Genomic DNA, 22,490 nt, shown 5'->3' with positions numbered 1-22,490 from the left:
GTCACTTACGGGAGGTTTGTCCATGACGATGGTTGATGTCCCGGCGGCGGTGCACATCGGCGCCAACGAGTTGCCGTTCGTCGACATCGGTGATGGCTCCACACCTGCGCCAATCGGGACGAAACCGTTTTCAGCGATCCGCAGGTTTTGACATTCACCGCCACCCCAACCCGCAGCTCTCCTTCGGGATGGGTGGTCATTTCTGTCTCGGCGCGCACCTGGCCAGACTCGAGGGGCGGGTGTTTTTTGATGAACTGCTCGCTGCTTTTCCGCGCCTCGAGATCAGTGGTGAGCCCGTCCGGGTTCGGTCGAAACCTGAATAACTCGCTGAAGCGCCTCCCCGTCCGGCTACGCGCCTGAGCCCCGCCGCGGGACTACACTTTTCGCCGCGCGGCGGTGGTTCAATAGTGAAGTGATGCAACATAGTTCGCGACACCACGTCCATCTCCATGCGGGCGGACGCGGGGCCGACGCCCCGGCGGGCGTCACAAGCGAAGGTAACCCACCCAGATTGCCGTCACGGCTGTCGAAAGGTCGAATGTCTTCCAATACCACAGCCATGGCGGCAATTTCGGCGTCAACGTGTCCGCCAACAGCTCCGTCGAACGAACTACTGAATTGTGCGCCGGAGACGGCGCCGTGATAAGTCCCCGGGCAACGGCTGGTAGGACGCCCGTCGTTCCGGGCCGGCTGCCGCGCGAGTCTGCATCCAGTGCGTCCAGACTGCGCCCAGCGCGCTGCTGACCGCGATTTCGTCGCTCTCAGCGCAGAATGAAAACCTGACCGCGTTCGGTCAGCGCCGGACCCTCCCAGCGGACGGGCGGCGACGCGGCACGCAGCAGCGCTAGGAAAAGTTCGTCTGGGCGCAGGTGCTGGGCGAGGTGAGGTTCACGCCGGAATAGACCACCTGGATGTGGGTGCACACGATGACGCCGGCGTTGGTGCTCGGCTGGCCGGTCGACCAACTGGTCGAGTCGATGACGCCGGTCGTCTGATACTTGTCCGGCGGGCCGTCACCGAAGTACACGGTGGTGATCACGTCGGAGCCGCCCGCCTTCATCACCCGCTCGAACTGGCCGGTGGCGTGCGCGTCCAGGTAGGTCAGCCGGTTTGTGGGCCGGATCTCGGTGGTTTGGCGGGCCCACAGATCAGGCGGGAATCCGGCCGGGCCGTCGGGTGTGCGCAGATTCGCCCCCGCCACGAAGTCGCAGCTGCCGTTCTGGTGGCAATTGACAAACGCATGTGTCTCGAGCTGAGTGGTGTCGTCGATGGGGAACAGCGTGCTGGCCGTGTTGCTTGCCGCCGGCGAATGCGGGGCGGGCGCGAAGGCCAGCAGCGCCCCGGCGATCGCCGCGACTATCGGAGCACCCGGCAGCAGCCGCTTCATCTCGCATCCTTCCGCCCGGATGAAACTTAGTCCCCGCGACTATTCGTCGTAGGTCACTTCTACCGAATCAGATTCCGGATGAGATTGACAGGCCAAAATCAGCCCGTCGTCGAGGTCCTGCTGCTCAAGAACGTCGTTGACTTCCATGCTGACTTTGCCGCCGCGCAGTGTGCAGGCGCAGGCGCCGCAGTGGCCTTCCCGGCAGGAGAACGGCGCGTCGAGACCGGCGGCCAACAGCACGTCGAGCAGCTTGGCGTTGCGCGGCCAGGACACCGTGTGGGTTTCGCCGTCGAGTTCCACCACCGCGGTGGCCGGTGGCGCAGTGTCGTCGCCGCCGACATCCTCTATTTTCACCGCCGCGAACGGATCGGAATCCAGCGACTTGAACACTTCGATATGCACCTGTGGGGCAGCCACTTTCAGTGTCGCCAGGGCTTCGCGCGCGGCGTCCATGAACGGGCCCGGTCCACAGATGAAGACCTGTCGTTCGGTGTAGGGGGCGGCCAGGTTCACCAGCGCCGTCGCGCTGGGCAGCCCTTGCAGCGATTCCAGCCAGTGCACGACGGTGAGGCGGTCGGGATACTTGGCGGCCAGCTCGCGCAGCGCGTCACCGAAGATCACCGAGCGATCGTCGCGGTTGGCGTAGACCAGTGTCACCTGTCCGCCGCCTTGCGCCAGCGCCGACTTGCAGATCGACATGATCGGCGTGATCCCGCTGCCGGCGGCCAGCAGCAGGAAGTCGTCGTCGAGCGTCTTGGGCACGAAGTTGCCCGACGGCGCCAACACGTGGATCCGCATCCCGGGGTGCGCGTGGTCGCACAACCAGTTCGACGCATATCCCTCCGCAGTCCTTTTGACCGTCACGGTCAGCGCGTCGTCGGTGAACGGCGAGCTGCACAACGAGTAGCAGCGAGCCACTGAGCCGGTGCGGTCGCTGGGAACGCGCAGCGTCAGGAACTGGCCGGGTGCGTAGCGCAGCCGCTCGGCCGGGATCTGCGGATCGTCTGCTCCGTCCGGCACCGCGAACACCAGCGAGCGCGCCTCGTCGGTTTCGGCGACGACCTCGGCGATCTGCAGTTCCAGGACGTGGCTGCCGAGTGGTTCGTCAGGGATTGCCTCGGTCAATACCCTGCCTCCCTGTCGCCACTCGGTGTCCTAACTAGAACATGTTATAGAAAACGCGCTTGGCGCCGCTACCAGCCGCAGGAATACCCTGCTCGACACAAATCGGAACGTGTTCTAGTCTTTCTCTAGGTCCACTCCGGTCGTCGAACAGGCCGCACTCCCAGGAGGCAAACGTAAGTGACGTCCATTCAACAGCGTGATGCGCAGGCGGTGTTGGCTGCCATCGATGATCTGCTTCCGCAGATCCGGGAGCGCGCACAGGCGACGGAAGACCTGCGCCGCCTGCCCGACGAGACCGTCAAGGCACTCGAAGAAGTCGGTTTCTTCACCCTCCTGCAGCCGCAGCAGTGGGGCGGGCTGCAATGCGATCCCACGTTGTTCTTCGAGGCGACCCGCCGGCTGGCCAGCGCCTGCGGTTCCACCGGCTGGGTGAGCTCGATCATCGGCGTGCACAACTGGCACCTGGCGCAGTTCGACCAACGGGCCCAGGAAGAGGTCTGGGGCGACGACCCCAATGTGCGGATCTCGTCGTCTTACGCCCCGATGGGCGCCGGCGTCGTGGTCGACGGCGGCTACCTGGTCAACGGGTCATGGAACTGGTCGTCGGGCTGCGACCACGCCACCTGGACGTTCGTCGGCGGACCGGTCATCAAGGACGGCCGGCCGGTCGATTTCGGCAGCTTCTTGATCCCGCGCACCGAATACGAGATCAACGACGTGTGGTACGTGGTCGGCCTTAAGGGCACCGGCAGCAACACGCTGGTGGTCAAGGACGTGTTCGTGCCGCGGCACCGATTCCTGTCCTACAAGGCGATGAATGACCACACCGCCGGTGGACTGCAGACCAACACCGCTGCTGTCTACAAAATGCCTTGGGGCACAATGCATCCCACCACCATATCGGCGCCCATCGTGGGCATGGCCTACGGTGCCTACGCGGCGCACGTGGAGCACCAGGGCAAGCGGGTGCGAGCGGCGTTCGCCGGGGAGAAGGCCAAGGACGACCCGTTCGCCAAGGTTCGCATCGCCGAGGCGGCCAGCGACATCGACGCCGCCTGGCGCCAGCTGATCGGCAACGTCGGTGACGAATACGCGTTGTTGTCCGCCGGCAAGGAGATTCCGTTTGAGCTGCGGGCCCGGGCCCGGCGTGACCAGGTGCGCGCCACCGGGCGGTCGATCGCCTCGATCGACCGGCTGTTCGAGGCGTCCGGCGCCACCGCGCTGTCCAACGAGGCTCCGATTCAACGCTTTTGGCGTGACGCGCACGCCGGCCGGGTGCATGCGGCCAACGATCCGGAGCGGGCGTACGTGATCTTCGGAAACCACGAGTTCGGGTTACCGCCCGGCGACACGATGGTCTGATGACGGCGACGACGCAGGAAGTCACCTTCGAATCCACGTCGCGCTTCGCCGAAGTCGACGTCGACGGACCGCTGAAACTGCACTACCACGAGGCCGGTGTCGGCAACGACCAGACGGTGGTGCTGCTGCACGGCGGCGGGCCGGGCGCGTCCAGCTGGACCAACTTCGCCCGCAATATCGCGGTGCTGGCCAAGCATTTCCACGTGCTGGCCGTCGACCAGCCCGGATACGGCCACTCCGACAAGCGGGCCGAGCACGGGCAGTTCAACCGCTATGCCGCCACGGCGCTCAAGGGGCTCTTCGACCAGCTGGGGCTGGGTCGGGTTCCGCTGGTAGGTAATTCGCTGGGCGGCGGCACCGCGGTGCGGTTCGCGCTGGACTTCCCCGACCGCGCCGGACGCCTGGTCCTCATGGGCCCGGGGGGGCTGAGCATCAACCTGTTCGCCCCTGACCCGACCGAAGGGGTGAAGCGGCTGGGGAAGTTCTCGGTCCAACCCACCCGGGAAAACCTCGAGGCGTTCCTGCGGGTCATGGTCTACGACCAGAAGCTGATCACTCCCGAGCTGGTGGACCAGCGTTTCGAACTGGCCAGCACGCCGGAGTCGTTGGCGGCTACGCGGGCGATGGGAAAGTCGTTCTCCGGGTCCGACTTCGAGCTCGGCATGATGTGGCGCGAGGTGTATCGGCTGCGTCAGCCGGTGCTGCTGATCTGGGGCCGCGAGGATCGGGTCAACCCGCTCGACGGTGCGCTGGTCGCGCTGAAGACCATTCCCCGTGCGCAGCTGCACGTGTTCGGGCAGTGTGGACATTGGGCTCAGGTGGAGAAGTTCGACGAGTTCAACGAGCTGACGATCGATTTCCTGGGAGGTGCCAAGTGAGCATTCGGTCGCTGGGCTATCTGCGCATCGAGGCCACCGACATGGCCGCCTGGCGCGAGTACGGTCTCAAAGTGCTTGGCATGGTCGAAGGCAAGGGCAGCGTCGAGGGGGCGCTGTATCTGCGGATGGACGACTTTCCCGCCCGGTTGGTGATCGTGCCGGGTGAGCGGGACCGGTTGGCGGAGGCCGGTTGGGAATGCGCGAATGCCGCAGGGCTGCAGGAGATCCGCGATCGGCTCGACGTGGAGGGCACGCCGTACAAGGAAGCGACCGCCGCACAACTGGCGGATCGGCGCGTGGACGAGATGATCCTGTTCTCCGATCCGTCGGGTAACCCGCTGGCCGTCTTCCACGGCGCCGCGCTCGAACATCGCCGGGTCGTCAGCCCGTACGGGCACAAGTTCGTCACCGGCGAGCAGGGGTTGGGTCACGTGGTGCTGACGACTCGTGACGACGCCGAGGCGCTGCACTTCTACCGGGACGTGCTCGGCTTCAAGCTGCGTGACTCGATGCGGCTGCCGCCGCAGGTGGTCGGCCGGCCCGCCGAGGGACCGCCGGCCTGGCTGCGCTTCTTCGGCTGCAATCCCCGCCATCATTCGTTGGCCTTTCTTCCGTTGCCGACACCGTCTGGCATCGTGCACCTGATGGTCGAGGTGGAGAACTCCGACGACGTGGGCCTGTGCCTGGACCGGGCGCTGCGCCGCAAGGTGCCCATGTCGGCGACGTTGGGCCGGCATGTCAACGACCTGATGCTGTCCTTCTATATGAAGACGCCCGGCGGTTTCGACGTCGAGTTCGGTTGCGAAGGTAGGCAAGTCGACGACGACGAGTGGATCGCCCGGGAGAGCACCGCGGTCAGTTTGTGGGGGCATGACTTCACGGTCGGTGCCCAGGGCTAGCCATGTCCGCGCCGATTGACCCTCGCACGTTCCGAAACGTGCTGGGTCAGTTCTGCACCGGAATAACGGTGATCACCACCGTGCACGACGAGGTGCCCGTCGGCTTCGCCTGTCAGTCGTTCGCGGCGCTGTCGTTGGAGCCGCCGCTGGTGCTGTTCTGTCCGACCAAGGTGTCACGGTCCTGGAAGGCGATCGAGGCGACCGGCCGGTTCTGCGTCAACGTGCTGACCGAGAAGCAGAAGCACGTGTCGGCGCGATTCGGCTCCAAGGAGCCCGACAAGTTCGCCGGGATCGATTGGCATCCTTCAGAACTCGGGTCGCCGATCATCGACGGGTCGCTGGCTTACATCGACTGCACGGTTGCCTCGGTACATGACGGTGGGGATCACTTCGTCGTGTTCGGCGCGGTCAATTCCCTGTCGGAAGTCCCTAAGATCAAGCCGCGGCCACTGCTGTTCTACCGCGGGGACTACACCGGCATCGAGCCGGACAAGACCACGCCGGCGCAGTGGCGAGACGACCTCGAAGCGTTCCTCACCACCACCACCCAGGACACCTGGCTCTAGGCCCTTCCACGCTGGGCAGCGGTGATGTCGGCCTGAAACCGATTCCGTGCCGATGGCCGGACAGCCGTGGCGGCATTCGGCCGGCGACGCGACCCACGATTAATGTCAACCAGCCTTGACTATCGTCGTGGGTAACTGTAGCCTTTGTGTCGGGTAGGAGTCGCCACAGCCCGTCGGCCCGTAGTGTGAAACCGGTTCGACACCATGGTGATTCCCCACTGCCGTTCGATTGCCGCAGGGCGCTCCGGCGGCGTGTGATTGTGAACGGGTTCGTCTGCAGTGTTACGGAGTGTTGCCGCATGCGTCGATCGCAGTCAGGGGCCAACGGCGCCGCCGCCTTCAATGCTCACCCCGTCGGATCAAGGTGTGTGAGGACATAAAATGGGTGCACTTGTCATCCTCAATTCCACGATAAGTTTTATCGAGTCCCTGTATACGACCCTTGGTGTCGGAACCCCGGTCACCGGAGAGGTATTCGACACCAGTTCCTCGACGTTCCGCGAGGCAATCGAAACGCAAGCGTCGGCCGTTTTGAGTGACAACTGGGTCGGCACTGCGGCGGAAAAATATTCGGAGAAGAGCAAAACTCTTCAGGACGCCGAGCAGATTATGGCCGACGTCGACTATATTACCGGAACACTGGTCTCGGACCAGGCTGAGGCGGTCGAAAAGGCGCGTAAGACTCTCAAGAAGTGGATAAATTTCCTCGAGGACTGCAAGCCCTATGCTAAAGCGCTTTACAACGCCGTCGTCACCATACCCGACTCGTACGTCTTCCAGGCCGCGGTTTCTGCCGTCGCCATGACGGCCGTTGGCATCGCCTTGCTGGAATTACTGCTCACGACGTTTGAAAACGCCGAAAAACTAGTCGAACGTATCGAAGAAATAGTCGAGCTGTTGGTGCAATTGCCGAGTGACTTCACCGAAGACCTGGCTGCGCTGTTGGAAGGCCTGCTCTCCGGCATGGAGTCCGAAATTTCCGACCTCGTCTCCAATGTGGTCTCCGATGTGGAATCCGAGGTGAGCCAGATTGTCTCTGAAGTGAAATCCGAAGTCAGCGAGGTTGTCTCGGCGTTGAAGTCAGAAATATCCGACTTGTCTTTGTCCGACCTGTCCTTGTCAGATTTGTCTTCACTGTCGGACTTGTCTGCTTTTTCCTCCTTGTCTTCCTTGGTGTCGGTGTCCGGCCTGACCTCGTTGTCCGGTTCGACCGCGTTGTCTGACTTGACCTCGTTGCCGGGCTCGAACGCGTTGTCGGGTTCGACCGCATTGTCCGACGTGGCCGCGTCGTCGGGCTCGGCCATTTCGCCCGGACTATTGACTCGGTTTGCCGGCTATACCGGCTTGCCCACATCCGGCCAGACAACCGGTCAGCTGGGTGCGTTGGGCAAGCTGGCCGACGAATCGTCGCAGAGCCCGCAAGCCGGCATGCCTCCGGGCCTGGTGCGCCGCTCTACGAAGGAGGCCGAGGGCCAGAAAGGTGCGGCCGCCGGTGCGGCCGGTGCGGAACGTGCACCCGTCAGTGCGGCCGGGTCCAAACCGACTCAACAGCGCAGCCTTTGATGCGATCGGCCGTCGAACATCAGGCTCGGATGCCGGAAAGCACTCGGAAGCATCACTATTCAGCGTGAGGAGAATTCGCCGTGTCCGATTCGTTAGCCGTCAACCCGGAATTTCTTGGCGTGCTCGCAACCGCGCAAGACCAAGCGGCAACATATGTCCAGTCCGCGACGGAAGCGGTCGCAGGCATCGGCGAAGATGTTGAGACAACCCACGGTTCGTATACGTCGAAGTTCAATACCACACTGACAGCGCTGGTGACCATCCGCAACTCTGTGGGCACCAGCCTGTACACACTTGCCGGTGAGGTTGCCTCGAATCTGCGTATCGCAGCCAAGGCCTATAGCGAAGCCGACGATGTCTTGGCGAAGGTTGTCGAGAGGATCAAGTTTTCCAGCTGAGCTCGTTCAATTCCCTTGCGGCAGTTGTCAACGATGTTGTCGACCTCGCCACTAGCAATCCGAAAGGACCCGATGATGGAGCGGCCCAGCACCGACGACTACCTCGATGATCTGACCACCCTGGATATGTACGGGCGCCCAAGGCGCCAAGAGCCGACTGGCTGCCATACCCACGATCTGATGAGCTGGTCCGCAACCGATGACTGCCTCGATGATCTGTCCACCCTGGATTTGTACGGCCGCCCGAAGCGCCGGGTTTCCACCGGCGGCGGCATTCACGGTGAAACACGGGTCGAGGCCGAGATCGCCGATATCGATCCAGATGCGCTTGCGCCCTCGGCCGAGACGACGGCAGAGCATGAGTCCGGCCTGGTGTCGGTGGCCAATCCGCAAGGGACCGTGTTGGTGTCGACCGATATGGGTGGCAGAATCCATCGGGTCGAACTGTCCGCGGGGGCGACAAGCATGCGGGAGCAAGAACTCGCCGACGAGATCTTGGTCATCGCGCACCTCGCGCGGCAACGGGCCCGGTCCGCCCAATACACGCTGCTGCTCGACACCTTGGCCGAAACGCCCCTTCAGGACCCGGAAAGTCGTCCCGCCCTGGTGGAATTCGTGACCAAAGCCATGAGGGTCGCGACACCGGAAGAGACCGCCGCAGCCGAAGCGAAGGTGTTTGCGACCCGGTATGCGCGGTATTGACGGCCTTAGGGCGGTGCTGATCTAGCCGACGCGCTCCGCGGAGCCACTGCGTGCCGTAGTCGCATCGTTCACATAGGCCTCGGGCTGGGCCGGTTCCCGGTTTGCCCACTTTGTAGCGGCAAAAGCAGGCGTGCAGCGGATTTGTCGCTAAGCGTTCGGGGGGCTCCGCGGTTGGTGCGCCGGATGTGTGGTCGGGCTTGACGCTGACGGTTTCGAGTGTGCTCAGACGGTCTCGAGTGTGCACTGATGGGTGTGTCCCGAGCGTGGAAGGGAGTTCGATGTAGGTAGAGCTTTCCGAAGCGGTGCTGTGCAGGAGATGAAGGATTGTTGGCCCTTCGGAGTCGCCCTGCGGGGGGTGGCTTCAAACCGCCACATGCTGCAGGAGCGGTGACGTGATTGTGGTGAGCGATGTGGAAAAGGCACAGGTCGATGTGTCAGGTGGGGATCGGGAAGGCGAGCGCAAGCGATTCGCTGTTGACGTGTCGAAATGCACATAGATGACATCGAAACCGGGGTGTCCGTCATATCCCGGGATGAGTCTGGCGGGTGCCCGTTGATTGGCCAGGCGGTGTCCGGCATGGAGGCGACGCGAGCCCGATCTGCGGCTTTTGCATGGAACGGGAGAAGACCGGATTCGACACTGCCCGTCCGGGTTTTTCGGGTGGGCGAGAGGGAGTAGCCCGCGCTTGTCGTGGGTGTGAGTACCGTCGCGGGTCCGGTTGGCGGACCGGCTCGTAGTAGTGGTGAAGCTCTTGTAATGGGGGTGGAGCGAAGGGGCCGGGTCATCTGTGGCTGTGTTCGTTGGATCAACCGAGACCCGTTGGGGTTCGGGAGGAGTCGGATGGGCGAGTTGAAGTCGCCGGGCAAGCCGTTCGAGATTTCGAAGTGGGCGGTCCAGGAGGCGTTTGAGAAGGTCAAGGCGAACAAGGGCGCGCCGGGCATAGACGGGGTAACCATCGAGGCATTCGAGGCCGACCTGGGCAACAATTTGTACAAGGTGTGGAATCGGATGTCCTCGGGTAGCTACTTTCCGCCTCCGGTGCGTGCGGTGGAAATCCCCAAGCCGCATGGCGGGGGGACCAGGATGCTGGGGCTGCCTACGGTGGCCGATCGGGTGGCGCAAACGGTGGTGGCCGAGGAGCTGAAGTCGGTGGCGGAAGCCCTCTTTCACGAGGACTCCTACGGGTATCGGCCGGGCCGCTCAGCGATCGACGCGGTGGGAGTATGCCGGCAGCGGTGTTGGAAAACCGACTGGGTGATCGATTTGGACATCCAAAAGTTTTTCGACAGCGTGTCTTGGGACCTGATGCTAAAAGCGGTGGCGGTCAACACCGATCTGCCGTGGGTGATGCTGTATGTGCGCCGGTGGCTACAAGCTCCGGTGGCATTGCCTGATGGCACCCTGCAACAGCGAGACCGGGGCACCCCACAAGGGTCGCCGGTCTCGCCCGTGCTGGCCAACCTGTTTCTGCACTATGCGTTTGACATGTGGATGGCCCGGGAGTTCCCGAGTGTCCGCTTTGAACGCTACGTCGATGACGCGGTGGTGCACTGTGTCACCGAGCGCCAAGCCCACCAGGTGTTGGCCGCGCTGCACGACAGGATGGGCGAGGTCGGGTTGCGGCTGCATCCCGACAAGACCCGGATCGTGTACTGCAAGGACGCTAACCGGCGTGGTGACTATGCGCACACGTCGTTCACGTTTCTGGGTTTCACGTTCCGTCCGCGCGGGATGCGGGCCAAAGACGGACACACGTTCCTGTCGTTTTTGCCCGCGATCAGCAGGGACGCCTTGACGAAGATCGGCCGGGAGGTGCGGTCCTGGCGACTGCACCATCGCACCGGGCGATCCTTCGCTGACCTTGCACGCTGGATCAACCCCATCGTGCGGGGCTGGATGAACTACTACGGCGCCTTCTTCCGGTCGGCGCTGCATCCTCTCCTGGCGCGCATCAACGCCTACCTGATGCGTTGGGTCCGCAACAAATATCGGCGGTATCGGAGCCGCGGTGCGTTCCAGCAGGCATGGCAGCGGGTCACCACGCAGTACCCGCGTTTCCTCGCGCACTGGCAATGGACCACCACCGTCCCCGCCGTCTGGTGATCAAGATGACAAGAGCCGGATGAATCGAGAGGTTCATGTCCGGATCTGTGGGAGCCGGAGGGTGCAATCCCCTCCGGCCACCCGACCGCCGAGCGTGCCGTCAGGGCGGCCGATCGTGGGCGTGCCCCGCCCTACATCCACAGTCAAAGCCGTCACCGCACACTCGACGCCGCGGCCATGCCAGTCGTCCCGGTGAGCACGTGAGTCATCCCCCGAACCCGAGACACCCGCCATCACACGAGGTTTGACCGAGGTCGCGGGGCATCGACGTGCCGGAAACAGACGTCGCCTGAACGCATGCTGTACGTGGTGACCGAGCCGACATGGAAAGCCGTTGGTAGCTGGCCGGATCACATCGGCCCGGCAACCGCCACCACACAACCGCCCGCGAAGCGACGGCCGCTACATGAAGTCGAGGGCCTCGACGTTGGCGATGGGGCCTTCGTGGGTGGGCCGGTCCGCGCCGCCGATGCAGTACACGGTGTTGCCCACGGTCGCGACCACCTCGGCGTGCCGCGGGGTCGGCAGCGCAGGTAGCGTGCTCCACTTTCCGTCCGCGATGTCATACATCTCGACAACTCCGAGCACGCGGGTGGGCTCTTCGCCGCCGACCACCACGATTCGCCCGTCGATGAACGCGGCGCCGTAACTTCCGCGCGGGGTGGGCATGCCCACCAACTTGGTCCACTTACCCGCTTGCGGGTCGAAGCGTTCAAAGGCAGCGGAGTTCTTGTCGGCCGACAGGAATCGCCCGCCGATCGCATACACGTAAGTGCCGTCTGACACCGCAGCCAAATGCTCGCGGGGCGTTGGCAGGTCGGGCGCATCCTTCCACGAACTGCCGTCGAAAACCTCGGTCTGCGCGACGAGCTGCTTGGCGTTTTGCCCGCCGACGACGACGAGCTTGTCACCAACCACCGCCGCTGCCGCCGCCGCCCGAGCGTGGCTGAGGCTCGGCAACTCCACCCAGCTGTTGCCGCGCAAGGCGAACACCTTGTTGGAGGCATCCGCGAGGTTCTCGCTCGCACCGCCGAGCACCACCACCTCGCCCCGGTAGGTCGCCGCCGTCGCGTGGTGCAACCGGATGGGCAGCGGCGGCCCGGGTTGCCAGGATCCGGTGTGCGGGTCGTAGCTCTCGACGGTCGTGAGCCCAACGCCTTCCCGCACGCCACCCATGATCCAGATCTTGTTGTCCAGTACGGCCCACGCCATCATCAGGCGGGCCGTCGGTGCGTCCGGCAACGTCCGCCACTGCGCCGCCGGCTGGATTTTGCGCGCGGGCAGCTTCAGCATTTCGGCCGACGAGGTCGCCTGGTCGTCGCCTGCGGCGGTCGAACCGCCGATCGCATACACCGACTTCTCGACCGTGTCGACCGCCATCCCGTGCCGTGCGGTCTCCATATCGGGCAAGCCGGCCCATGTTCTGGTCATCAGATCAAACACAGCCACGCTCTTGAGGACCTGTCCGGCCGACATCCCGCCGACCGCCACCAGGCGTCCATCGGTGATCGCGACGCCGAGGTCACTGCGTGGTTGCGCCAGCTCGGGCAGCGGCGTCCAGGTTTTCGCGGCCGGATCGTATGCCTCGACCGTCGCCAGGTCGGACTTCGCGTCGTTTCCGCCCACGGCGTACACCAGCTTTCCGTCCGAGGCCGCGGCCAGCATCTGCCGCGGCGTCGGTATCGGAGCGCCAAGGGTCCAGGAGTTGCCGTCGAAGACCTCGGTCGTGTTCAGCAGTGCGCCGTTGGCGTCCACCCCGCCGGTGACGACGATGCGGTCTCCCACCGCGGCCGCGGCCGCGCCCGCCCGGGGCTGCAACAGATGCGGCAGCTCCACCCAGCGGCTATTGACCACTCGCCAAACTTGTTCGGTAGCAACCTTTTTGGAGCCCTCAGTGCGCCAGCCGCCCAGGACGATGGGGTTGCCCTGCCAGGTCACCGCCATCGCGTGCTGAACCGGAACCGGCAAGTCGTCGCCGCCCTTCCAGCTGTCGATCACGGGGTCGTAGCCCTCGTGCAGACCGGTGACGGTGCCGTCGGCCCGAACCCCGCCGAAGATCCAGATCGTGCCGTCGACTTGGGTGGTCGCCGCCGCATCGCGGGCGACCCGCGCATTGGTGATCGGCTTCCACTGAACCGGCGCCTGGGTGCCCGGTTGACCAGAGACGGTCTGGTGGGCGCCGTTGTCGTGCGATGCCACCAGGAAGACTCCGCCGGCCACCAACAGCACCACGGCGACGGCCGCCGCCGCGGTCAACAGGATGCGGTTGCGCTTCCTGTCCGGCTCGGCGAACCACGACGCCACCCGTCCCCGGGGGGCTTCCCTACGCCGGGTCTGTCGGGCGCGGCCGGACCCGCAGGGCCCTCTTGCCCCGGACCCTTCGGCGGCTCGATCGGCGGGGTGGCGCCGGTCCATTCCGCGGGCTGCCGGGGCGACTCCGCCCTGCTCGACGAGGCCCGTAGCTGCGCCTGGGTGTCACCGAGGTGCCCGGGCTCAAAGGCGGTGTCTGTTCCCGGTGACCGCCGGTGATCGACGGACTGCGACGGCAGCAACGAGGACGGCCGTTGCCCCGCGGCGCTCGGCGGTTGGAGCGCAGCGGCGCCGCCCGCCCTGGCGGCGGGCTGCGGACCCTTGAGCGGAACGGTCGAAGACGTGCGCAGCGGCACCTGAGCTTCCGGGCTCAGTATCGCGGGCGATACTGGAGGCGTTTCCGGGACATCCGTTGAGGCATCGGTGGTGCGCGCACGCATGTTGGTGATCGCCATCGACGCGGGCTTCAAGCCGTTGCGGCGCTGCGCCGCCTGCAGCTCACGGCCGAGTTCGGCGGCCGACACGGGCCGTTCGGCCGGGTCGATGGACATCGCCTTCTCGATCGCCGAGCACACCGCATCCGGGATTCCGTCCGGACGCAGGTCCGGAACCCCGGTGGAACTGATCCGCAGGTATTGCGCGACGAGGTCTTCGCCCTTCTTGCGTTCGTGTGCGGCGCTGCCCGCGATCAGTGCATAAAGTGTGGCGCCCAGCGAGTAGACGTCGGCGACGACCGTCGCCGGATTACCGGTCATCACCTCGGGCGCGGTGTAGTCGATTGTGCCGGAGAAGAACCCGACCGCCGTTTCGAAGCCGCCCTCGATGTGGGCGATCCCGAAGTCGGTCAGCTGCGGCTCGCCGTAGTCGTTGACCAGGACATTCGCCGGCTTGATGTCGCGGTGCAAGGTGCCGACCCGGTGCGCGGTTTCCAGCGCCCCGCACAATTTCACGCCGATCTCCAACGCCTCCGGCCAGGGGATCGGCCCCTCCCGGCGCAACCGTACCGCCAGCGAATCCGCCGCGTAGTAGGGCATCACGATGTAGGGCCGGTCGCTTTCGGTGATGCCGACCCGCAGGATGTTGACGATGTTTGGATGCCCCGAGAGCCCGCCCATCGCGTAGCCCTCACGCAGGAAACGTTCCCTGCTGTCGTCGTCGAAATGCGACGGCAGCACTTTGACCGCGACATTTCGTCCCAGCGCCGTCTCGCGACAGCGGTACACCACTCCGGCGCCGCCTCGAGCCACCTGGCGCGCGTCCTCGAATCCGGCGGAGGCCAACTCCGCGGCGATCCCGCTCTGTGCAGGTGCCGAGCCGGCAGCCCCCGGGTCTTCAGCCATGTCTTGGCGCTCTACCTCCATGCCGTGAGAGTCGCGAGTCAAGCGTAGCGAATATGAACTCACGGGCATACTGTTCGACGGCAATCGTTGCCGAATCGCTTTCGCAGTGCCGGTCGACCGACGACACGGCGCCTTGGCGCTCGCTGAAATCAATTGTGGTCCGGGTTACGCGAGAATCGCCCAGTGCTCAGGGGCTTTTCGGGGCGACGCTGAGCGAGCCGCGAGATATGTGGCTACTGTTGTAGCCGTCGACAATTCCAGGGGTACGAGAGAGAAAGCTGTGCAGGTTCGGCGTTTCGGCGAGCTCGAGGCAGTGATCATGGACCGCGTGTGGAACCGCGGCGAGGTCGTCACCGTGCGCGATATTCTTGACGACTTGGCGCATGATCGCCAGATCGCCTACACCACGGTGATGTCCACCATGGACAACTTGCACCGCAAGGGCTGGTTGCAGCGGGAACGGGTGGGCAAGGCTTTCCGCTATTGGCCGACTATGACCCGCGAGGAACATTCGGCGAGATTGATGCGCGATGCCTTCGATACCGGGGGAGATTCGGACTTGGTGCTGGCGTTTTTTCTCAAGCAGATGGACGAGGATGAATCGGCGCGGGTCCGCGACGCGCTGCGTCGGTTCATTGATCGGCAAGAATCGTGAACGCGGCTCTTTTGTTGCTCCTTTATGCGTCGATGTTGACGTGGCTGGGCCCCCTGCTGCTACGACGTGTCACCGGCACGGGTGTGCGGCCTCAGCTTGCCGTGGCCTCCTGGCTGACAGCGGTGGTTGCCGCTATTGCAGCGTGGTTGGCTGCGCTCGTGTTCCTTTGCGCCGCAGTGCTCGACAGCATCTGGCGCCACCGGGAACCAACTTTGTGCTTCAAGGCGTTAGGGGTCACCGGCCAGCTGGGATTGCCGCACGCAATTGACGCAGTACCCGCGTTTCCTCGCGCACTGGCAATGGACCACCACCGTCCCCGCCGTCTGGTGATCAAGATGACAAGAGCCGGATGAATCGAGAGGTTCATGTCCGGATCTGTGGGAGCCGGAGGGTGCAATCCCCTCCGGCCACCCGACCGCCGAGCGTGCCGTCAGGGCGGCCGATCGTGGGCGTGCCCCGCCCTACATCCACAGTCAAAGCCGTCACCGCACACTCGACGCCGCGGCCATGCCAGTCGTCCCGGTGAGCACGTGAGTCATCCCCCGAACCCGAGACACCCGCCATCACACGAGGTTTGACCGAGGTCGCGGGGCATCGACGTGCCGGAAACAGACGTCGCCTGAACGCATGCTGTACGTGGTGACCGAGCCGACATGGAAAGCCGTTGGTAGCTGGCCGGATCACATCGGCCCGGCAACCGCCACCACACAACCGCCCGCGAAGCGACGGCCGCTACATGAAGTCGAGGGCCTCGACGTTGGCGATGGGGCCTTCGTGGGTGGGCCGGTCCGCGCCGCCGATGCAGTACACGGTGTTGCCCACGGTCGCGACCACCTCGGCGTGCCGCGGGGTCGGCAGCGCAGGTAGCGTGCTCCACTTTCCGTCCGCGATGTCATACATCTCGACAACTCCGAGCACGCGGGTGGGCTCTTCGCCGCCGACCACCACGATTCGCCCGTCGATGAACGCGGCGCCGTAACTTCCGCGCGGGGTGGGCATGCCCACCAACTTGGTCCACTTACCCGCTTGCGGGTCGAAGCGTTCAAAGGCAGCGGAGTTCTTGTCGGCCGACAGGAATCGCCCGCCGATCGCATACACGTAAGTGCCGTCTGACACCGCAGCCAAATGCTCGCGGGGCGTTGGCAGGTCGGGCGCATCCTTCCACGAACTGCCGTCGAAAACCTCGGTCTGCGCGACGAGCTGCTTGGCGTTTTGCCCGCCGACGACGACGAGCTTGTCACCAACCACCGCCGCTGCCGCCGCCGCCCGAGCGTGGCTGAGGCTCGGCAACTCCACCCAGCTGTTGCCGCGCAAGGCGAACACCTTGTTGGAGGCATCCGCGAGGTTCTCGCTCGCACCGCCGAGCACCACCACCTCGCCCCGGTAGGTCGCCGCCGTCGCGTGGTGCAACCGGATGGGCAGCGGCGGCCCGGGTTGCCAGGATCCGGTGTGCGGGTCGTAGCTCTCGACGGTCGTGAGCCCAACGCCTTCCCGCACGCCACCCATGATCCAGATCTTGTTGTCCAGTACGGCCCACGCCATCATCAGGCGGGCCGTCGGTGCGTCCGGCAACGTCCGCCACTGCGCCGCCGGCTGGATTTTGCGCGCGGGCAGCTTCAGCATTTCGGCCGACGAGGTCGCCTGGTCGTCGCCTGCGGCGGTCGAACCGCCGATCGCATACACCGACTTCTCGACCGTGTCGACCGCCATCCCGTGCCGTGCGGTCTCCATATCGGGCAAGCCGGCCCATGTTCTGGTCATCAGATCAAACACAGCCACGCTCTTGAGGACCTGTCCGGCCGACATCCCGCCGACCGCCACCAGGCGTCCATCGGTGATCGCGACGCCGAGGTCACTGCGTGGTTGCGCCAGCTCGGGCAGCGGCGTCCAGGTTTTCGCGGCCGGATCGTATGCCTCGACCGTCGCCAGGTCGGACTTCGCGTCGTTTCCGCCCACGGCGTACACCAGCTTTCCGTCCGAGGCCGCGGCCAGCATCTGCCGCGGCGTCGGTATCGGAGCGCCAAGGGTCCAGGAGTTGCCGTCGAAGACCTCGGTCGTGTTCAGCAGGGCGCCGTTGGCGTCCACCCCGCCGGTGACGACGATGCGGTCTCCCACCGCGGCCGCGGCCGCGCCCGCCCGGGGCTGCAACAGATGCGGCAGCTCCACCCAGCGGCTATTGACCACTCGCCAAACTTGTTCGGTAGCAACCTTTTTGGAGCCCTCAGTGCGCCAGCCGCCCAGGACGATGGGGTTGCCCTGCCAGGTCACCGCCATCGCGTGCTGAACCGGAACCGGCAAGTCGTCGCCGCCCTTCCAGCTGTCGATCACGGGGTCGTAGCCCTCGTGCAGACCGGTGACGGTGCCGTCGGCCCGAACCCCGCCGAAGATCCAGATCGTGCCGTCGACTTGGGTGGTCGCCGCCGCATCGCGGGCGACCCGCGCATTGGTGATCGGCTTCCACTGAACCGGCGCCTGGGTGCCCGGTTGACCAGAGACGGTCTGGTGGGCGCCGTTGTCGTGCGATGCCACCAGGAAGACTCCGCCGGCCACCAACAGCACCACGGCGACGGCCGCCGCCGCGGTCAACAGGATGCGGTTGCGCTTCCTGTCCGGCTCGGCGAACCACGACGCCACCCGTCCCCGGGGGGCTTCCCTACGCCGGGTCTGTCGGGCGCGGCCGGACCCGCAGGGCCCTCTTGCCCCGGACCCTTCGGCGGCTCGATCGGCGGGGTGGCGCCGGTCCATTCCGCGGGCTGCCGGGGCGACTCCGCCCTGCTCGACGAGGCCCGTAGCTGCGCCTGGGTGTCACCGAGGTGCCCGGGCTCAAAGGCGGTGTCTGTTCCCGGTGACCGCCGGTGATCGACGGACTGCGACGGCAGCAACGAGGACGGCCGTTGCCCCGCGGCGCTCGGCGGTTGGAGCGCAGCGGCGCCGCCCGCCCTGGCGGCGGGCTGCGGACCCTTGAGCGGAACGGTCGAAGACGTGCGCAGCGGCACCTGAGCTTCCGGGCTCAGTATCGCGGGCGATACTGGAGGCGTTTCCGGGACATCCGTTGAGGCATCGGTGGTGCGCGCACGCATGTTGGTGATCGCCATCGACGCGGGCTTCAAGCCGTTGCGGCGCTGCGCCGCCTGCAGCTCACGGCCGAGTTCGGCGGCCGACACGGGCCGTTCGGCCGGGTCGATGGACATCGCCTTCTCGATCGCCGAGCACACCGCATCCGGGATTCCGTCCGGACGCAGGTCCGGAACCCCGGTGGAACTGATCCGCAGGTATTGCGCGACGAGGTCTTCGCCCTTCTTGCGTTCGTGTGCGGCGCTGCCCGCGATCAGTGCATAAAGTGTGGCGCCCAGCGAGTAGACGTCGGCGACGACCGTCGCCGGATTACCGGTCATCACCTCGGGCGCGGTGTAGTCGATTGTGCCGGAGAAGACCCCGACCGCCGTTTCGAAGCCGCCCTCGATGTGGGCGATCCCGAAGTCGGTCAGCTGCGGCTCGCCGTAGTCGTTGACCAGGACATTCGCCGGCTTGATGTCGCGGTGCAAGGTGCCGACCCGGTGCGCGGTTTCCAGCGCCCCGCACAATTTCACGCCGATCTCCAACGCCTCCGGCCAGGGGATCGGCCCCTCCCGGCGCAACCGTACCGCCAGCGAATCCGCCGCGTAGTAGGGCATCACGATGTAGGGCCGGTCGCTTTCGGTGATGCCGACCCGCAGGATGTTGACGATGTTTGGATGCCCCGAGAGCCCGCCCATCGCGTAGCCCTCACGCAGGAAACGTTCCCTGCTGTCGTCGTCGAAATGCGACGGCAGCACTTTGACCGCGACATTTCGTCCCAGCGCCGTCTCGCGACAGCGGTACACCACTCCGGCGCCGCCTCGAGCCACCTGGCGCGCGTCCTCGAATCCGGCGGAGGCCAACTCCGCGGCGATCCCGCTCTGTGCAGGTGCCGAGCCGGCAGCCCCCGGGTCTTCAGCCATGTCTTGGCGCTCTACCTCCATGCCGTGAGAGTCGCGAGTCAAGCGTAGCGAATATGAACTCACGGGCATACTGTTCGACGGCAATCGTTGCCGAATCGCTTTCGCAGTGCCGGTCGACCGACGACACGGCGCCTTGGCGCTCGCTGAAATCAATTGTGGTCCGGGTTACGCGAGAATCGCCCAGTGCTCAGGGGCTTTTCGGGGCGACGCTGAGCGAGCCGCGAGATATGTGGCTACTGTTGTAGCCGTCGACAATTCCAGGGGTACGAGAGAGAAAGCTGTGCAGGTTCGGCGTTTCGGCGAGCTCGAGGCAGTGATCATGGACCGCGTGTGGAACCGCGGCGAGGTCGTCACCGTGCGCGATATTCTTGACGACTTGGCGCATGATCGCCAGATCGCCTACACCACGGTGATGTCCACCATGGACAACTTGCACCGCAAGGGCTGGTTGCAGCGGGAACGGGTGGGCAAGGCTTTCCGCTATTGGCCGACTATGACCCGCGAGGAACATTCGGCGAGATTGATGCGCGATGCCTTCGATACCGGGGGAGATTCGGACTTGGTGCTGGCGTTTTTTCTCAAGCAGATGGACGAGGATGAATCGGCGCGGGTCCGCGACGCGCTGCGTCGGTTCATTGATCGGCAAGAATCGTGAACGCGGCTCTTTTGTTGCTCCTTTATGCGTCGATGTTGACGTGGCTGGGCCCCCTGCTGCTACGACGTGTCACCGGCACGGGTGTGCGGCCTCAGCTTGCCGTGGCCTCCTGGCTGACAGCGGTGGTTGCCGCTATTGCAGCGTGGTTGGCTGCGCTCGTGTTCCTTTGCGCCGCAGTGCTCGACAGCATCTGGCGCCACCGGGAACCAACTTTGTGCTTCAAGGCGTTAGGGGTCACCGGCCAGCTGGGATTGCCGCACGCAATTGCGTCGGCCATGGCCATGGGCCTGTTGTTTGCCAGCCTGCTGGCCACCACCGTCGTCAGCTGGCGCGTCGCACATCAGTGGCTGCGGCAACGATCACGCAGTCGCCTGCACGCATCTGCTGCTCGGGTGATCGGAGGCGGCGGTGACCGGTATGGGCGGCCTGACCTGGTAGTTGTTCCGGCGCCGCATCCCGCTGCCTATTGCGTAACCGCTCGCCCCGACCCTGTCGTGGTGGTCACCACCGCTGCCCTGGACCGCCTCGACGAGCCGCAGCTGGCGGCTGTGCTGGCGCATGAGTACGCTCACTTGGCCGGTCGCCATCATGACCTGCTCATGGTGCTGCGGGCAATTGCTGCGAGCCTGCCGCGATTGACACTGTTTTGCACGGCAGCGGAAATGGTCGCGGACCTATTGGAGATGTGTGCTGATGATGTCGCGGTGCGGCGTCACGGGAAGATGGCATTGCTACGCGGACTGCTGGCGCTGACAGGGGCGCCGCCGGCGATGGCGTCGACGGCGCTCGGCGCGGCGGGCACCGCCACGCTGGCCCGCGCGAGCCGGCTAACCAACCCGATATCGCGCCGCAGGCGTTTGCATGAGCGGGTAATTCTCGCTACGACAATTGCTTTTGCGGTAATCACTCCGTTGGCGGTCGGGCTGGCCTGTCATCTGTGACGAGCGCATTGCGGTTCGGGGCGCGCCATCGAAGCAGGGTATGCCAGCACACTCCCACGGCGACCAGCGCAACCAAGGCGCCGACGAGGGACCATGGGCTCAGCCCGTCGACCAACTGAATCAGCCACTCCTGCACGGCGTTAGCGGCCCCGATCACGGGGTCATCGGCTTCGGCATTGGCAAAATAGAGCCGCAGTTCGTAGTAGCCGTAATACATGACATATAGCCCGGTCAGCAGCACGATTACGCCGACTATTCGGCCTACGAAGGGCAGAACACGCCGAAACGTCGCGGTGGCCGCGGAGCCGGCCAGGGCAACCGTCAGCGCTGCCACCCCCACCGTGATCGTCATTCCGCCTGCGTACGCGACGAAAGCCAGCACGCCCGAAAGCACCGCACCCTGCCTGAACGTGGTGCTGATGACGGCGAGAAACGGTGCGACGGTGCACGAAAGTGACGCAATCGCGTAACCCACGCCGTAGCCGTACATGGAGGTAAGCCGCCTTGTCGGCGTACCACCCGCGCGTTTCGGCAGGATGATGCTGACGTCCTTTCCGGCCAGCAACCAGACAGCCAAAGCCACCAGGAGGATCCCGATGACCACGGTGGCAAACGGCAGGTACCTTTGCGCCGACGCGATCACCGGTGCGACGAGTAGCCCAAAAATGCCGAAGACCGTCAGGAATCCGACGGACATTCCCGCGGTCGCGGCGCCGGCGCGGATCAGGGCTCTCGGACGTGAGACTCCCTGACTACCGGCGATCACCAAGCCCAAATAGCTTGGCAGGAAAGCAAATCCACATGGATTGAGGGCAGCTACCAGTCCGGCGCCCAGGGCAAAGCTCAGTGCTGTGGCATCGATCACCGGCTGACCAGCCTGTCGACCCGCTCGTTCAATTCAGACTGAGTCAGCGAACCTTTGACGACGTCGACGTCGCCGTTGGCGCTCACGAACGCCCACGCCGGTTGCTGCGTTACGCCGAATCTTGCCCAGATCACCCCGTCGGTATCGGCTAGCTGAATGAAGCCGCTCAATTTGTATTTGTCTACGAAGCCCTGCATCGCCAACACCTGGTCCCGCGCGGCCACCCCAACGAACGTCACGCGCGGGTGCGCCCCGGCGACGTCCGCCGCGATCGGTGCCTCATGCTGGCACTTTGGGCACCAGGGCGTCCAGAACCACAACACCGCGGCTCTTCCCGCCAAACTGTCACCCGAAAACGTGTGCCCATCAATAGTTTTGGCGGTGAACTGCAGTTGGGCAGGTACGCGTGCGCTCTGGCCGGTGGGCCTGCTGGATGACGAAGTCAGCGTATTGGCCGGGTCAGATCGTGCTCCGGAAGAGCCGCAGGCTGTGACGATCATCGCGGCAGCAGCAGTGATGGCAAGCGAGGCGGTTAGGCGCCGTTGCATGGTGATCCCTTTCCGTCGATTGGCGAGACTTCGCGGCCGGTGGTCACCAAAATACTACCTACGTACGTAGGTAGTAGTTAGAGCCGGGTTGCTGGTGCGGCTAGGTGCGCCGTGGATGCCACAAGCGCCTGGGGGATTGGTTCGGGTGACCTGGACACCACTGCGATTCCGGCACCGCCGCGCGGACCTGATCAACGTGCGCGCCGCAACCG

17 protein-coding genes and 2 pseudogenes are annotated in these 22,490 nt (G+C 65.0%); 13 read left to right on the top strand and 6 right to left on the bottom strand.

What is annotated here, in order from left to right; all coding sequences use genetic code 11:
- Positions 1 to 22 precede the first annotated feature (22 nt).
- Positions 23 to 151 (top strand): hypothetical protein, encoded by a 129-nt coding sequence (locus B4U45_RS29855; RefSeq protein WP_277816331.1) that lies wholly within the window; start codon positions 23 to 25, stop codon positions 149 to 151.
- On the top strand, positions 93 to 323 hold the full coding sequence (locus B4U45_RS29850; protein WP_275887183.1) for a cytochrome P450: 231 nt from the start codon (positions 93 to 95) through the stop codon (positions 321 to 323). Before B4U45_RS29855 ends, B4U45_RS29850 begins: the two co-directional genes overlap by 59 nt.
- A 521-nt stretch (positions 324 to 844) precedes the next feature.
- On the opposite strand, the gene B4U45_RS11475 is transcribed toward B4U45_RS29850, so the two are convergent.
- Both B4U45_RS11475 and B4U45_RS11470 read right to left on the bottom strand, forming a co-directional pair.
- A complete protein-coding gene (locus tag B4U45_RS11475; protein ID WP_075548720.1) occupies positions 845 to 1,387 on the bottom strand; it encodes a hypothetical protein in 543 nt (180 codons plus the stop codon).
- A gap of 39 nt (positions 1,388 to 1,426) precedes the next feature.
- Positions 1,427 to 2,512 carry a ferredoxin--NADP reductase gene (locus tag B4U45_RS11470; RefSeq protein WP_075548719.1) on the bottom strand — a complete coding sequence of 362 codons (1,086 nt, stop codon included), beginning with the start codon at positions 2,510 to 2,512 and terminating at the stop codon, positions 1,427 to 1,429.
- Positions 2,513 to 2,689: 177 nt separating this feature from the next.
- Here B4U45_RS11470 and hsaA point away from each other — a divergent pair, with 177 nt between their 5' ends.
- The 8 genes from hsaA (at position 2,690) to ltrA (ending at position 10,984) form a co-directional block, all read left to right on the top strand.
- Complete coding sequence (hsaA, locus tag B4U45_RS11465) at positions 2,690 to 3,874, top strand: 3-hydroxy-9,10-secoandrosta-1,3,5(10)-triene-9,17-dione monooxygenase oxygenase subunit (RefSeq protein ID WP_075548718.1); 1,185 nt, start codon at positions 2,690 to 2,692, stop codon at positions 3,872 to 3,874.
- A complete protein-coding gene (gene hsaD / locus B4U45_RS11460) occupies positions 3,874 to 4,752 on the top strand; it encodes a 4,5:9,10-diseco-3-hydroxy-5,9,17-trioxoandrosta-1(10),2-diene-4-oate hydrolase (RefSeq protein ID WP_075548717.1) in 879 nt (292 codons plus the stop codon). The genes hsaA and hsaD overlap by 1 nt, the downstream gene beginning before the upstream one ends.
- Positions 4,749 to 5,651, top strand: coding sequence for an iron-dependent extradiol dioxygenase HsaC (gene hsaC / locus B4U45_RS11455; protein WP_075548716.1), 903 nt, complete (start codon positions 4,749 to 4,751; stop codon positions 5,649 to 5,651). The genes hsaD and hsaC overlap by 4 nt, the downstream gene beginning before the upstream one ends.
- Positions 5,652 to 5,653: 2 nt before the next feature.
- On the top strand, positions 5,654 to 6,217 hold the full coding sequence (gene hsaB / locus B4U45_RS11450) for a 3-hydroxy-9,10-secoandrosta-1,3,5(10)-triene-9,17-dione monooxygenase reductase subunit (RefSeq protein WP_075548715.1): 564 nt from the start codon (positions 5,654 to 5,656) through the stop codon (positions 6,215 to 6,217).
- A 381-nt stretch (positions 6,218 to 6,598) separates the two neighbouring features.
- Positions 6,599 to 7,780, top strand: a complete 1,182-nt coding sequence (locus tag B4U45_RS11445; protein WP_075548714.1) for an EspA/EspE family type VII secretion system effector — start codon at positions 6,599 to 6,601, stop codon at positions 7,778 to 7,780.
- 80 nt (positions 7,781 to 7,860) lie between these two features.
- Positions 7,861 to 8,178 carry an ESX-1 secretion-associated protein gene (locus B4U45_RS11440; RefSeq protein WP_023368463.1) on the top strand — a complete coding sequence of 106 codons (318 nt, stop codon included), beginning with the start codon at positions 7,861 to 7,863 and terminating at the stop codon, positions 8,176 to 8,178.
- Between the two features lie 75 nt (positions 8,179 to 8,253).
- Positions 8,254 to 8,880 carry a hypothetical protein gene (locus B4U45_RS11435; RefSeq protein WP_075548713.1) on the top strand — a complete coding sequence of 209 codons (627 nt, stop codon included), beginning with the start codon at positions 8,254 to 8,256 and terminating at the stop codon, positions 8,878 to 8,880.
- 841 nt (positions 8,881 to 9,721) lie between these two features.
- On the top strand, positions 9,722 to 10,984 hold the full coding sequence (gene ltrA, locus B4U45_RS11430; RefSeq protein ID WP_075545413.1) for a group II intron reverse transcriptase/maturase: 1,263 nt from the start codon (positions 9,722 to 9,724) through the stop codon (positions 10,982 to 10,984).
- Positions 10,985 to 11,386: 402 nt separating this feature from the next.
- Here the strand turns inward: ltrA and B4U45_RS30400 are convergent.
- Positions 11,387 to 14,634 (bottom strand): annotated as a pseudogene (locus tag B4U45_RS30400) (Kelch repeat-containing protein).
- A gap of 280 nt (positions 14,635 to 14,914) precedes the next feature.
- Between B4U45_RS30400 and B4U45_RS11420 the strand changes: the two are divergent.
- Positions 14,915 to 15,289 carry a BlaI/MecI/CopY family transcriptional regulator gene (locus tag B4U45_RS11420; RefSeq protein WP_075547607.1) on the top strand — a complete coding sequence of 125 codons (375 nt, stop codon included), beginning with the start codon at positions 14,915 to 14,917 and terminating at the stop codon, positions 15,287 to 15,289.
- 732 nt (positions 15,290 to 16,021) lie between these two features.
- Here B4U45_RS11420 and B4U45_RS30395 read toward each other — a convergent pair.
- Positions 16,022 to 19,269: pseudogene (locus tag B4U45_RS30395) on the bottom strand (Kelch repeat-containing protein).
- A 280-nt stretch (positions 19,270 to 19,549) separates the two neighbouring features.
- Here B4U45_RS30395 and B4U45_RS11410 point away from each other — a divergent pair.
- Positions 19,550 to 19,924 carry a BlaI/MecI/CopY family transcriptional regulator gene (locus B4U45_RS11410; protein WP_075547607.1) on the top strand — a complete coding sequence of 125 codons (375 nt, stop codon included), beginning with the start codon at positions 19,550 to 19,552 and terminating at the stop codon, positions 19,922 to 19,924.
- Entirely contained in the window at positions 19,921 to 20,865 is a 945-nt protein-coding gene (locus B4U45_RS11405; RefSeq protein WP_082275456.1) for a M56 family metallopeptidase, read from the top strand. The genes B4U45_RS11410 and B4U45_RS11405 overlap by 4 nt, the downstream gene beginning before the upstream one ends.
- On the opposite strand, the gene B4U45_RS11400 is transcribed toward B4U45_RS11405, so the two are convergent.
- Both B4U45_RS11400 and B4U45_RS11395 read right to left on the bottom strand, forming a co-directional pair.
- Positions 20,828 to 21,730, bottom strand: a complete 903-nt coding sequence (locus B4U45_RS11400) for a cytochrome c biogenesis CcdA family protein (RefSeq protein WP_075547608.1) — start codon at positions 21,728 to 21,730, stop codon at positions 20,828 to 20,830. The genes B4U45_RS11405 and B4U45_RS11400 overlap by 38 nt on opposite strands.
- Positions 21,727 to 22,278, bottom strand: coding sequence for a protein disulfide oxidoreductase (locus B4U45_RS11395; protein WP_075547609.1), 552 nt, complete (start codon positions 22,276 to 22,278; stop codon positions 21,727 to 21,729). The genes B4U45_RS11400 and B4U45_RS11395 overlap by 4 nt, the downstream gene beginning before the upstream one ends.
- Positions 22,279 to 22,490 lie beyond the last annotated feature (212 nt).

This window comes from Mycobacterium persicum, assembly GCF_002086915.1.
GTDB classification, from domain to species: Bacteria; Actinomycetota; Actinomycetes; order Mycobacteriales; family Mycobacteriaceae; genus Mycobacterium; species Mycobacterium persicum.
Note: the sequence above shows the minus strand (reverse complement) of the source record. Positions and strands in the feature narration are given on the sequence as shown.